10 protein-coding genes are annotated in these 12,615 nt (G+C 61.0%); 1 reads left to right on the forward strand and 9 read right to left on the reverse strand.

Features of this window, described 5'->3' with window-relative positions:
* Window positions 1–3 precede the first annotated feature (3 nt).
* The 6 genes from LOY67_RS25180 to LOY67_RS25205 all read right to left on the reverse strand — a co-directional run bounded on the left by LOY67_RS25180 (window position 4) and on the right by LOY67_RS25205 (window position 9,012).
* Complete coding sequence (locus LOY67_RS25180; protein ID WP_265064887.1) at window positions 4–1,251, reverse strand: ABC transporter permease; 1,248 nt, start codon at window positions 1,249–1,251, stop codon at window positions 4–6.
* A gap of 189 nt (window positions 1,252–1,440) precedes the next feature.
* A complete protein-coding gene (locus tag LOY67_RS25185) occupies window positions 1,441–2,484 on the reverse strand; it encodes an ABC transporter substrate-binding protein (RefSeq protein ID WP_265064888.1) in 1,044 nt (347 codons plus the stop codon).
* Between the two features lie 53 nt (window positions 2,485–2,537).
* Entirely contained in the window at window positions 2,538–3,662 is a 1,125-nt protein-coding gene (locus tag LOY67_RS25190; RefSeq protein ID WP_265064889.1) for an ABC transporter ATP-binding protein, read from the reverse strand.
* A gap of 316 nt (window positions 3,663–3,978) precedes the next feature.
* A complete protein-coding gene (ltrA, locus tag LOY67_RS25195) occupies window positions 3,979–5,211 on the reverse strand; it encodes a group II intron reverse transcriptase/maturase (RefSeq protein ID WP_265064420.1) in 1,233 nt (410 codons plus the stop codon).
* Window positions 5,212–5,862: 651 nt separating this feature from the next.
* Window positions 5,863–6,492 (reverse strand): response regulator transcription factor, encoded by a 630-nt coding sequence (locus LOY67_RS25200; protein WP_047702279.1) that lies wholly within the window; start codon window positions 6,490–6,492, stop codon window positions 5,863–5,865.
* Window positions 6,493–6,615: 123 nt separating this feature from the next.
* A complete protein-coding gene (locus LOY67_RS25205; RefSeq protein ID WP_265064890.1) occupies window positions 6,616–9,012 on the reverse strand; it encodes a PAS domain S-box protein in 2,397 nt (798 codons plus the stop codon).
* Between the two features lie 74 nt (window positions 9,013–9,086).
* Between LOY67_RS25205 and LOY67_RS25210 the strand changes: the two genes are divergently transcribed.
* On the forward strand, window positions 9,087–10,082 hold the full coding sequence (locus LOY67_RS25210; RefSeq protein WP_265064891.1) for an alpha/beta hydrolase family protein: 996 nt from the start codon (window positions 9,087–9,089) through the stop codon (window positions 10,080–10,082).
* 13 nt (window positions 10,083–10,095) lie between these two features.
* Here LOY67_RS25210 and LOY67_RS25215 read toward each other — a convergent pair whose 3' ends face one another.
* The 3 genes from LOY67_RS25215 to LOY67_RS25225 are packed head-to-tail and all read right to left on the reverse strand — an operon-like array spanning window position 10,096 to window position 12,558.
* The gene (locus LOY67_RS25215; RefSeq protein WP_265064892.1) at window positions 10,096–10,863 is read right to left on the reverse strand and encodes a TerB family tellurite resistance protein; all 768 of its coding nucleotides are present in this window, start codon (window positions 10,861–10,863) and stop codon (window positions 10,096–10,098) included.
* 1 nt (window position 10,864) lies between these two features.
* The gene (murU, locus tag LOY67_RS25220; RefSeq protein WP_265064893.1) at window positions 10,865–11,536 is read right to left on the reverse strand and encodes an N-acetylmuramate alpha-1-phosphate uridylyltransferase MurU; all 672 of its coding nucleotides are present in this window, start codon (window positions 11,534–11,536) and stop codon (window positions 10,865–10,867) included.
* Window positions 11,533–12,558 (reverse strand): aminoglycoside phosphotransferase family protein, encoded by a 1,026-nt coding sequence (locus tag LOY67_RS25225; protein ID WP_265064894.1) that lies wholly within the window; start codon window positions 12,556–12,558, stop codon window positions 11,533–11,535. The genes murU and LOY67_RS25225 overlap by 4 nt, the downstream gene beginning before the upstream one ends.
* Window positions 12,559–12,615: the final 57 nt, after the last annotated feature.

The raw sequence follows: 12,615 nt of genomic DNA on the forward strand, positions 1-12,615 counted from the left end.
CCCTTAGCTCAGGCGCAGGCGACTGGCGCCCACCAGCCAGCTGTAAATCAGATAAAGCACGATGGTCGCCAGCAACAGCAGCCCGCCAAGCGCCGTGGCCATGCCCCAGTTGATGCTGGTGTTGGTGTAGAACGCGACGAAGTAGCTGACCATCTGGTCGTTCGGGCTGCCCAGCAATGCCGGGGTGATGTAGTAGCCGATGGCAAGGATGAACACCAATAGGCAACCGGCGCCGACACCGGCATAGGTCTGCGGGAAGTACACCCGCCAGAAACTGGCGAACGGATGACAGCCCAGAGAAATCGCCGCCCGCATGTAGGTGGGCGAGATGCCCTTCATCACGCTGTAGATCGGCAGGATCATGAACGGCAGCAGGATGTGGACCATCGAGATGTAGACGCCGGTACGGTTGAAGACCAACTCCAGGGGCTTGTCGATAACACCCATGGCCAGCAGTGCACTGTTGATCAGCCCACCGGACTGCAACAGCACGATCCACGCGGCCACCCGCACCAGGATCGAGGTCCAGAACGGCAGCAGCACCAGGATCATCAGCAGGTTGCTCTGGCGCGACGGCAGGTTCGCCAGCAGGTAGGCCAGTGGATAAGCCAGCACCAGGCAGATCGCGGTGATGATCAGGCCCATCCAGAACGTACGGGCGAAAATGTCGAGGTAGATCGCCTGGTCAGGCGTGGCCGGGGCCAGTTCGCCGAGGTCGTCGATGCGGTGATCGACGGACGCCAGCAGGTAATAGGGGGTGACGTTGCTGGTGTTGCGACGGATGACCTGCCAATACGCGGGATCGCCCCAGCGCTCATCGAGGTTTTCCAGTGCTTCTTTATAAGAAGCCGGCTCGCTGGCAAATGGCAGCGCACGAGCGGTCTTGGTCAGCAGGCTGCGATAGCCGGCCGATTCCATGTTCAGGCGCTTGGACAAGTCGCCCAGGGTCTGATTCTTGCGGGCTTCGGCCAGGTCTTCACTGGCGGCCTTGTACACCGGCTCCCCAGGCAACCCGCGCCCATCCCACGTTGCAATCGCGGCAACGGTGCGCGGCATGGCGCCTACCACTTCCGGGTTGCTGACGCTTTTGAACAACAGCGCCACGATCGGCACCAGGAACACCAGCAACAGAAACAGCACCAGCGGCGCGATCAAGGCCTGGGCCTTCCAGCGGTTGACCCGCTCGGCGCGCTTGAGCCGCTGCTTCAAGGTGGGGCTGGTGCCCGCGTTCAGTGGAACGGCGATGGCCATGGCGAACTCCGCAAATCTTTTTTTTATCGTTACAGAGGCGGTGTGCCGCCTCTGTTCTTTTGAAACAGTGACTGATCGTTCCCACGCTCTGCGTGGGCATGCATCCGGTGACGCTCTGCGTCACAGAGGACGCGGAGCGTCCTTAGTGGCATTCCCACGCAGAGCGTGGGAACGATCCTGTGTCAGCAGTTACTTCGCAGCCCAGGAGTTGAAGCGCTGCTCCAGTTGCTCACCGTTGTCAGCCCAGAAGCTGACGTCGATCTGCACCTGGTTGGCGATGTTTTCCGGGGTGGTCGGCATGTCTTTCAAGACATCCTTGGACAGCAACGGTACTGCCTGGGTGTTGGCCGGGCCGTAGGCGATGTTTTCCGAGTAGGTCTTCTGCTGCTGCGGCGCCACCGAGTAGGCGATGAATTTCTTCGCCGCTTCGGCACGGGTCTTGTCCAGGCCACGTGGGATGGCCCAGGCGTCGAAGTCGTAGATGCCGCCGTTCCACACCACTTTCAGGTTGCTTTCTTTCTGTACCGCGGCGATCCGGCCGTTGTAGGCCGAGCTCATGACCACGTCACCGGATGCCAGGTACTGCGGCGGCTGTGCGCCGGCTTCCCACCACTGGATATTCGGCTTGAGTTCGTCGAGTTTCTTGAACGCGCGATCCTGGCCATCCTTGCCAGCCAGTACCTTGTAGACGTCTTTTGGCGCGACACCGTCGGCCATCAGGGCGAACTCCAGGGTGTACTTGGCACCCTTGCGCAGGCCACGCTTGCCCGGGAACTGCTTGGTGTCCCAGAAATCCGCCCAGCTGGTTGGTGCGGTTTTCAGTTTGTCGGCGTTGTACGCCAGTACCGTCGACCACACGAAGAAACCTACGCCGCACGGCTGGATGGCACCCTTGACGTAGTCTTCGGTCTTGCCAAACAGTTTCGGGTCCAATTGTTCGAACATGTCTTCGTCGCAGCCACGGGACAGCTCAGGGGACTCGACTTCAACCAGGTCCCACGAGACGCTCTTGGTGTCGACCATGGCCTTGACCTTGGCCATTTCGCCGTTGTACTCACCAGCCACGATCTTGCCGTTGCCGGCCGCTTCCCACGGTGCGTAAAAGGCTTTGACCTGAGCCGCCTTGTTCGCCCCGCCAAAAGACACCACGGTCAGGTCCGGGCCCGCCGCCATCGCGCTTGCCGCACCCATCATGCCCAGGGTCAGGGCGGTGAACTTCAGGGATCTCAACATTTATTGTTCTCTCCACGTGCAGGGTTGGTGTGTTGATTACAGCAGGGGGGCGATCAATTCGCCTCTAGAAGTGGGTCGAGCGCACGCACATGCTCGACCTGCCAGCCAAGCGGAACCACGTCGCCAACGGCCAGCTCGGGATCGAGCTCGGCAATCGGCTGTTTCACGAAGAAGTCGTTCTTGCCACAGACTTCCAGGCGAACCCGGACGTGGTCGCCCAGATAGATGAATTCCGCCACCCTCCCTGAGAAGCGGTTGACACATTGTTCGCTTGCGCCGTTGAGGCTCACCCGCTCCGGACGGATCGACAGGGTCACCGGCTCGCCGGGCTTGCCGACGTTGACCGCCAGTGCCTCGACCTTCTCGCCACGGCCCAGCTCCACCAGGCAGCGATCACCGGTATGGCTGTGCAGACGACCGCTGAGGCGGTTGTTTTCGCCGATGAAGTTGGCAACGAAGGTGTTCTTGGGTTCTTCGTAGAGCGTGCGCGGCGGGGCGATCTGCTGGATCTCGCCCTGGTGGAACACCGCCACGCGGTCGGACATGGTCAAGGCTTCGCCCTGGTCGTGGGTCACGTAGACCACGGTCACGCCGAGGCGCTGGTGCAGGTGCTTGATTTCCATCTGCATGTGTTCACGCAATTGCTTGTCCAGTGCGCCGAGGGGTTCGTCCATCAGCACCAACTGTGGCTCGAACACCAGCGCCCGAGCCAGGGCGACACGCTGCTGCTGGCCGCCGGACAATTGCGCCGGGTAACGCTGGGCGAAGGTGTCCAGCTGGACCATGCTCAGTACCCGCTTGACGCGGTCGCTGACATCGCTCTTGTTCAGGCCACGCACGGTCAGTGGGAACGCCAGGTTCTCGGCAACGGTCATGTGGGGGAACAGGGCATAGTTCTGGAACACCATGCCGATGTCACGCTTGTGGGGCGGCACATGATTGATCGCGCGGCCGGCCAGCTGGATCTCGCCGGCGGTCGGGGTTTCAAACCCGGCGAGCATCATCAGGCTGGTGGTCTTGCCGGAGCCGGACGGCCCGAGCAAGGTCAGGAATTCGCCTTTGCGAATGTCCAGGTTGAGGTCCTTGACGATCAGGTTCTCGCCGTCGTAGCTCTTTTGCACACCACGAAAGCTGACCAGCACATCGCTGGCCCCCGCGCTTGAATCAACCTGGCTCATACCCGCACCTTTTGTATTGATGACTGCTTGTGAATCAAGCCTAGTGGAGCCTCGTGTCCACGCAAATCGGGGCGCAGGAGAGAATCGCCTCAGCCGGATGGAAGAGTCGGGGTAGGGATTGCCCTACAAGGGCGGCGGGATTGGATAAAAGCGCTGGAAAGTTTGGGGATACACGCTGAAATTGCGGGCTCTGAGGCATGTCGCAAATGGACATGCCAACTCGAGTTCCCTGATTGGGTGGAGGCAACAAGCTGGTGCTCGTTGCCCCTCCCACACCACCGGACGTGCGGTTTTCCGCATCCGGCGGTTGAACAGCTCAGCAAACTGCTGAGGCGAAGTCCTGTGGCGTCCACAGTCCCCAACGTTGCATTACCTTCAGACTCATCGCCTGATGCATCACCGGGTGGCGCGCCGCTCGCCAGGAACCGTCGTGAAAACTCACTCGCGTAAGCTGGCGATTTGAGATACCAAGTCCGCGCAGTTTGCGTATTCGACCCTCACGACTGTGCCAGCGTTGCCAGAAACATTTGCGCATATGTCGGCGGGTCCATTGAGATAACCCTTTGAAGTCGTCCTTCACCCAACGGAAGTATTCGTACCAGCCTCGGACGTAATCCCCCCATTGAGCGATAAGCTCAGTGCTCGTCAGGCTTTGCCTGGCCGACCAAAGCTCGCGGACCTTCTTGCGGTATTTCTTCACCGTCTTGCCCGACAGCTGCCCATTCCCTTGTTCGTCGATGTTGTAGCCAAGGAAGTCGCGATCCCAAGGACGGCCCGTTCCACTTTTGCTGGCGCTCACCTTAAGCTTGAGGTGTTTCTCTATCCAAGCCGTCACACTCTTCAGCACACGGTCCGCGCTGCGTTCGCTGGTGACGTAAATCATCAGGTCGTCAGCGTAGCGGCAGAAACTCAGCCCTCGGGCCTCCAACTCTTTATCCAGTGCATCCAGATAGAGATTGGCAAGCAGCGGACTTATCGGTCCCCCTTGTGGCGTTCCTGCCGTCCTTTTGACCCGCTGGCCGTCCAACAACATATCCGCTCGAAGCGTCTGACCCAGATACCTCATCAGCCGCTTGTCATGGACATCCTGGGATATGAGGCTCATCAGCCTGTCGTGGTTGACCTGATCGAAGAAGGCTTCGATGTCGATATCAACAACCCACGTCTTGCCTTCCAGAACAAAAGCTTTGGCCGCTCGTATGGCATCGAGATTGCTCCGGCCGGGCCGAAAACCGTAACTGTGTTCGCTGAACCTTACATCCCACAGTTGAGTCAGGAGCTGTTGAACTGATTGCTGGATCAAGCGATCCTGCGTATTCGCTATGCCCAACAGCCGCTCCCCGCCTTGCGGCTTGGGGATCCTGAGGCCTTTGATCGGTCCCGGTTTGTAGGTCCCATCCAAAAGCTTGCCCTTGATGGCCGGCCAATGCGCTTGCAGGTGCGCCTCAAGCTCTTCGGTAGTGATTCCGTCGACCCCTGGCGCACCCTTGTTCGACCGGACCTTCTTGAGCGCTCGGTGCATATTCTCCTTTTCGACGATCGTTTCCATGCAGATTTCGCTAAACACGTCTCTAATCCTGTTCCGTCTGCCTGCTGACTCGCCCCCTCCTTGCATGTGTTGATCGAGGTCCACTCGACTTCTCCATGCCTGGCCATCCCGCTACATGCCACATGGCATTTCCGGGTGCAGTTTCAAAGGGCTCTCGCTTTGTAGGCAGTAGTCTATGGTGAGTGTTTCTGTTCTTCAGCCCTTCGTTCCAGATCCATTACGATCCTTCTTCACTACTACGGCTTCTGCTGACTTCTCGTGGGCTACGCCCACGAGATCTCCCCGGGTAAGGTGCCAAAACCTTCGGCTCGGGCCGCCAAGCTCTACCTGATGCGTCTTTCGGTGACCGTTGGATTTCGTGGCTCCCAGCACACTTATCGCCCGCATCCGGCCTCACTGCTTGTTCGTGTTCCTGCGGTCGCGCCTTTGCTACACGCTTCTTTCAGGATGGCCTCGCGGTTTCCCCCTTGCGTTTCACTACAGTTCTTGTCACTCATTCTGGTCACCACTTCTCAGGTGACTGGCTTTGGCCCATGCCGGGCACACTGGGAGCGAGCCTGCTCGCGATGGCGGCGGCACATTCAGCATTGTTGCAAGCTGACCCACCGCTATCGCGAGCAGGCTCGCTCCCACAAGGGATCTGTGACGGGCTTAGAGCAGCTTGTGCTCCATCGCATACTTCACCAGCTCCGCCAGCGAAGTGATGTTGAGTTTCTGCATCAACCGCGCCTTGTGAGTACTGATGGTTTTACTGCTCAGGGCCAGTTGCTGGGCGATGTCGTTGACGTTGGCGCCTTGGGCAAGACGCTCGAAGACCGAGAACTCGCGCTCGGACAGCAGCGAATGCAGCGGACGCGTATCGGTCAGGCCGACTTCGAACACCATGCGGTCGGCCAGGTCCGGGTCGATGTAACGTCCGCCGGCCGCGACTTTGCGAATCGCCATGAGCAGCAACGCCGGGTCGCTGTCCTTGGTCGCATAGCCCGCCGCGCCAACCTTCAGCGCCCGGGCCGCCATCTGCGCCTCGTCATGCATCGACAACACCAGGATCGCCGGCGGATTGTTCAACGCCCGGATCCTGGGGATCGCCTCCAGACCATTGACCCCCGGCATGGAAATATCCAGCAGCACCACTTCGCAGGGCACATGCCGCAGGGTCTCGAGCAACTGCTCGCCGTTGCTCGCCTCGCCCGCCACCACCAGATCCTTCGCCAGGCCGATCAACTGCTTGATGCCTTCACGGACGATGGTGTGGTCTTCGGCTACCAGTACACGGATCACGTTCTTCTCCAGATTCAGAATCCAATCGCGAGCAGGCTCGTTCCCACAGTGGTTGAGGCAAATCCATCACCCTGTGGGAGCGAGCCTGCTCGCGAAAGCGTCAGCTCAGACAACCCAAAACCCTCAGGCCTCCGCCAGAGGCACCCACACCACCAGGGCAGTCCCCTCCCCCGGCTCACTTTCCAGGGACAACCGCCCCCCCATGATCAGCACCCGCTCGCGCATCCCCACCAGCCCAAAGGATGTCGACCGACCTGTGTCGGCAATAAATCCTACACCGTCATCGCTGATGGTCAGACACAATTCATCGCCTTCGCGAGCCAGCGTCAGTTCCACGGTGTGCGCCTGGGCGTGGCGCATCACGTTGGTCAGCGCTTCCTGGAGAATCCGGAACAGACCAATAGCCTTGGCATCACTGAGGGGCGGCAGGTTGTCGGGCACCTGCACCAGACACGGGATCTGTGTCCGTGCCTCGAAGCGCCGGGCCTGCCATTCGATGGCCGAGGCGATACCTGCATCGAGGATAGGCGGTCGCAGCGCCGTCGCCACATCTCGCACCAGCTGGAACAACTGAGCGATCAAACGCTTCATGCTGTTGAGTCGTTCCTGCAGGCCTGGGTCCAACTGCGCGTAGGCCAATTCGCACATGGACGTTTCCAGCTTCAGTACCGTCAACATCTGACCCAGTTCGTCGTGGACTTCCCGGGCGATACGGGCCTTTTCCTCTTCCCGCACACTTTCCAGGTGCGCCGACAACTCACGTAGCTGCTCCCGGGAGCTGGCCAGTTCCAGCTCGATACGCTTGCTTTCGGTGATGTCCCAGACGATGCCGTCCCAGACGTAGGCGCCGTCCTCGAGACGACGGGTGATCGCCTTGATCTCGGCCCAGCGCTCCCGGCCTTCACGGGTCAGGATGCGCCCCTGCCATGACCAGTCGCTGTCGCTGTCCAGTGCCTGGTCCTGGGTGCGGTGATAATCGGCCTTGTCCTCCGGATGCACCAGGCTGCGCAAGCCGGTGTCGCTACGCGCCAGGGTTGCGGGGGAGTAACCCACCAGGCTTTCGCTGCCTTCGCTGATGTAGGCAAAATCGATCTGACCGGTCACCGGTGCCCGCTCCAGGCGAAAGACCAGGCCCGGCACGTTGGCCGCGATGCCTTGCAGGCGCGCTTCGCTTTCGCGCAACGCCGCCAGCGCACGACGGCGCTCGGTCACGTCGTTGAGGTAGACCACCAGGTATTCGGCATCCCGAAAACGCAGGAAGCTCAGGGAAACATCGGCCGGCAGGATACTGCCGTCGGCCCGCACACATTCGGTCTCGAAGCTCTGCGGACCGTCTTCACTGGCCCGGGCACGCTTCCACAGGTTCAGCCAGCGATCCATGTGCAGGCCCGGCTCGAAGTCGATCAAGGGACGTTCGATGATCGCACCAGGTCCATAGCCGAGCATGGTTTCAGCGGCGCGGTTGGCATAGCGCACATGGCTGTCCCAGTTGACCCAGAGAATGCCGACCGTGCTCTGGTCGATGGAAAACTGGGTGAGGCGCAAGGCTTCTTCGCTGGCGGCACGCTGGGCGATGTCTTCGCGTGCGGAGCGCAGGCGACGCTCCAACCCGCGTTGCTGGCGACGCTGCCAGAATACGACGGCGACGCAGCTCAGCAGCAAGGCCAGCATCAACAACGTCAGGTTCTGCCAGAAACCCGGGGTCTCGGTCAGGCGCGGGTACTTGGGTTTCAGCCAGCGACTGTGCAGTTGCTCCAGCTCCTTGGCGGGGATCGCCTGCAGACCGCTGTCGATGATTTCGGCCAGCTCAGGCCAGTCCCGGCGCGTGGCGACCCGCAGCAGTTGCGGCAGACCGATGTCGCCCACCACCACCAACTCGGCGAATTCCGGTTCGACCATGAGCCTTCCCAACTGCGCCTCATCGACCACGGCATACCGCGCCTGCTGGGTGAGCAGCAGTTGCAGGGCCTCACGCTCCATCGGTACGCCTTGCAGATTCAACATCGGATACGTGCCATGCAGATAATCCGCCGTGGCACTGGGCATGCGCACGGCGACCCGAGCCTGGGCGTCGAGTTTTTCCAACTCCACGCCCTCGGCGCCTTTCTGCTCACCGACGATCAATTGCGGCACGCGCATGTACGGATCGGAAAACAACCAGAGCCTGAGCCCGCCCGGGGTCTGGGTCAGGCCCGGGGCGATATCCACTTCGCCGTCGCGCAGCGCAGCTTCCAGTTGCGCCACGTCCTGGAAATTGCGCCAGGTCAGTTCGACATGCAATAGCTTGCCCAGCCATTGCATCAACTCGACGTTGGTGCCGGACAGACGCTGCAAGCGTCGATCATATTGCGCATAGGGCGCCTGCAAGACCAGGCCAACCCGTAACTGGGGATGCTGCGCCAACCACTCGCGTTGCCCGGCATTCAATTGCACCCCATGGGCCGAGGGCGCGGGCGCAGCCCACGTCATCAAGGGAAGCCATAAACAGCCGATAACCCACAGGCAGCAAAAACGCATCATTGAAGTCTCGTGCACTGACAAATACTGACCAACCCATTAGGCTGCCGGAAATACTTCTGGCCCTGGAATATCCGATGCCCTTTGTCCACCGCCTGGCATTGCCAGCATTGTGCCTGTCACTGATCCTGCCGAGTGCGTTTTCTGTACAGGCTGACGAACCGGCGCCTGCCGCTACGGATCAACCCACCGAAGCAAAACCGGTCGAGCGCCAACCTCTGCTCGAGCGTAGCCAGGAAGACGCGGTCGCACTGGAGCGAAAAGTCCCGTCCCAGGAACAACAACAGTTGCAGACTGGCAGCGACACGTTCCTGGCGCTCTGGAAACCGGCCAACACCAGCGACCCCAAGGGCGCGGTCATCATAATCCCCGGGGCCGGCGAAACCGCTGACTGGCCTCAAGTCATCGGACCGCTGCGTAAAAAACTGCCCGATGTCGAGTGGAACACCCTGAGTATTACCCTGCCGGACCCGCAAAGCGATGTCATCGCACCGCGCGCAGTAGAAACCCCGCCGCAAACCAAACCCGCCGACACGGCTGCCGCTGCCCCGGACGCCACAACTGCGGCACCGATTGAACAGGTGGCGGGCGGTGAGGCAGACGCCGTCGACCCGGTCGTTGCCGAAGCCGATGAAGAACATGCCAAGGCCGACGCCGAACGTATTTTCGCTCGCATCGATGCAGCCCTCGCCTACGCCGAGCAGCAGAGCTCGCGCCGCATTGTGCTGCTGGGCCACGGTACCGGAGCCTACTGGGCGGCGCGTTACCTCAGCGAAAAACAGCCCTCGCAGATCGAACGCTTCGTGATGGTCGCCGCGCAGACCCCGGTCACCGCCAAACCCGGCCTGGCCGAACTGACGCCGACTTTGAAGCTGGCAACCGCCGATGTCTTCTATATGGATAGACCATTGGATCGCAATGCGGCGCTGGAACGCCTGCAGGCGAGCAAACGCCTGAAGGGTTCGAATTTCAGCCAGGTTTCCCTGAAGGCCTTGCCCAACGCGGCGGCGCAGCAGGAGCAGTTGTTTCGGCGCGTTAGGGGGTGGTTGAACCCGCAGAATCCTGGTGACTGAAACCGGATAGAACCTAGCGAAAATCCCGCCGCTCCCGGATCAACCGATAGGCGTTATGCAACTCCCGGGTCTTGTCGGTGGCCTCGCGCACCTGCAACGGCGTGGCGCCGCTGCCGGCAATCTTGTCCGGATGATGACGACTGAGCAGCCGACGGTAGGCTCGCTTGATCTGCGACGGCTCGGTGGTGGCTGACACTCCCAGCAAACGCAACGCTTCCTGATAGGTCACACCGCTGTTGGGCAGTGACGGCTTGTGTGGTTCGTAATCAATCGCCAGCGCCTGGACCTGCTGGGGAGTCCAGCCCAGCCACTTGCCCCACTGGACCAACAACTCACGCTCACTGGCGCCTGCGCGACCGTCGGCCCAGACCATCCGCCAACAGGCCCGCAGCACGCCTTCGGCGGCATAGGGCTGAGTGGCAAGACGACGCAGATAACGACGCAGCCGGTCGTTTCCCGACTTGCCTCGGTTGAACGCTGCGATGGCCCGACGCCGTGCCGGCTCACTCAGGTCCAGTGAGCGCATTTCCTGGCGAGCCTGCTGGATGTGACCGTCGACCACCCGACCATCGATTTTCGCCAGCCGCCCCAACAAGACAAACAGCAATTCATCATTGCGCAGCGCCGGGCGTCCACCCAGGCGCTCGCGTACCTGCGCCCAGTCTTGCAGGTTCAGGCGCCGGTCCAGCGCCTGCCCCAACAACGCACCGAGCATGGCCCCCGGAATACTGGCTATGGCAAAGCCCGCTCCGGCTCCGATCAGAGTCCCTGGCCACCACATATCAACGGCTCGCTTCTATCAAGGTTTCGACTTGCACCAAACGTTCATGGGTCCCCACATCGACCCAGTGCCCTTCCAGGCGCTCGCCACTGACCTGCCCTTCTGCTATGGCTTGACGCAGCAGCGGTGCGAGCTTGAACGCGCCATCCGAGCAGCCCTTGAACAGCCTTGGGTGCAGGACGGCAATGCCGCTATAGGTCAGTTTGTCGGCAGCCGGCGCTCCTTCGTGAACCTTTCCGTCGGCCAGGATGAAATCACCGCCCGGGTGATGCTCCGGATTATCCACCAACACCAGGTGCGCCAGGCCTTCGAGCGGCCCACGCAAGGTGCTGAAAGCATAATCGGTCCAGATATCGCCATTGACCACCACGAACGCGTCGTCGCCCAACAGCGGCAAAGCCCGGAAAATCCCACCGCCGGTTTCCAGCGGCTCACCTTCGGGTGAATAACGAATCCGCACGCCAAATCGCGAGCCATCCCCCAGATGATCCTCGATCTGCTGACCGAGCCAGGCGTGATTGATCACGATATCGCTGAAGCCGGCCGCGACCAGCCCCCGCAGATGGTATTCGATCAAGGGAATGCCGCCGACGCGAATCAGTGGCTTGGGGGTGGTCAGGGTCAGGGGACGCATGCGCTCACCCTTGCCCGCCGCCAGGATCATCGCCTTCATGCCGTCGCTCCGGCTGGGCGACGCAGGCTGGACAACAATGCCTGCAGTTGCGCCAGTTCAGGACGACGAGCGATGACAGCTTCTATATAGGCAAAGAAACGCGGCACATCACCCAGGTAACGTGGCTTGCCATCGCGGTGGCAGATACGCGCGAAGATCCCGATGACCTTGAGATGGCGCTGCACGCCCATCAGGTCGCTGGCCCGCAGGAAGTCTTCGATGTCCGGTTGGACCGGGATGCCGAGCGCGCCGGCCTGGCGCCAGTAATCCTCCAGCCAGCCACGCACACGCGCCTCGGGCCAGCTGAGGAAGGCATCCTTGAACAGGCAGGTCACGTCGTAAGTCACAGGGCCGTAGACCGCATCCTGAAAATCCAGCACGCCGGGGTTCGGCTCGCTGAGCATCAGATTGCGCGGCATGTAGTCGCGATGCACCAGCACTTTGGGCTGAGCCAGGGCGCTGTCGATCAGCAGGTCGCTCGCCTCCTGCCAGAGCTGTTGCTGGGTCGAATCGAACTCGATGCCCAGTTCGCGCTTGACGTACCACTCGGGGAACAGCTCAAGCTCCCGGCGCAGCAACGCAACGTCGTAGCTGGGCAGCGGCGCTACCATCGGCAACTGCTGGAAAGCCAGCAGCGCCTGCTGGGCATCACGGAACAAATCGTCGGCATTCTCCCCGTCGATTACGTCCAGGTATGTCTGGTTGCCCAAGTCATTGAGCAAAAGAAAGCCGTGTTCGAGATCTTCTGCATAAATTTTTGGCACGTTGATCCCGGATTTCGCCAGTAAAAACGCAATATCCACGAAGGGTTTGCAGTTTTCCTGGGGCGGTGGCGCATCCATCACGATCAGGCTGCGGCCCTCGCCTTCCCAGCGGAAATAACGCCGGAAACTCGCGTCGCTACTGGCCGCGGTCAATGTGGCCGGGGGTACGACACCCCAGCCTTGTGCGGCAAAAAGGCTCGGAAGTTGCTCATCGAGCCAAACTTTCAGGTGTTGCAAGCGTACATCTTGGTCGGGCATTACAAGGGTCTCCGACGGCCCTAGCCGTCAAGCGGGTCATGCTTTATTATCACGCAT

Source organism: Pseudomonas sp. B21-056 (assembly GCF_026016325.1).
In the GTDB taxonomy this organism is placed as follows: Bacteria; Pseudomonadota; Gammaproteobacteria; order Pseudomonadales; family Pseudomonadaceae; genus Aquipseudomonas.

Bases quoted from the DNA above. Each gene is read 5' to 3' on its own strand.
- LOY67_RS25180 (WP_265064887.1), bottom strand. From the start codon at position 1,251: ATGGCCATCGCCGTTCCACTGAACGCGGGCACCAGCCCCACCTTGAAG.
- LOY67_RS25185 (WP_265064888.1), bottom strand. From the start codon at position 2,484: ATGTTGAGATCCCTGAAGTTCACCGCCCTGACCCTGGGCATGATGGGT.
- LOY67_RS25190 (WP_265064889.1), bottom strand. From the start codon at position 3,662: ATGAGCCAGGTTGATTCAAGCGCGGGGGCCAGCGATGTGCTGGTCAGC.
- ltrA (WP_265064420.1), bottom strand. From the start codon at position 5,211: ATGGAAACGATCGTCGAAAAGGAGAATATGCACCGAGCGCTCAAGAAG.
- LOY67_RS25205 (WP_265064890.1), bottom strand. From the start codon at position 9,012: ATGATGCGTTTTTGCTGCCTGTGGGTTATCGGCTGTTTATGGCTTCCC.
- LOY67_RS25210 (WP_265064891.1), top strand. From the start codon at position 9,087: ATGCCCTTTGTCCACCGCCTGGCATTGCCAGCATTGTGCCTGTCACTG.
- LOY67_RS25215 (WP_265064892.1), bottom strand. From the start codon at position 10,863: ATGTGGTGGCCAGGGACTCTGATCGGAGCCGGAGCGGGCTTTGCCATA.
- murU (WP_265064893.1), bottom strand. From the start codon at position 11,536: ATGAAGGCGATGATCCTGGCGGCGGGCAAGGGTGAGCGCATGCGTCCC.
- LOY67_RS25225 (WP_265064894.1), bottom strand. From the start codon at position 12,558: ATGCCCGACCAAGATGTACGCTTGCAACACCTGAAAGTTTGGCTCGAT.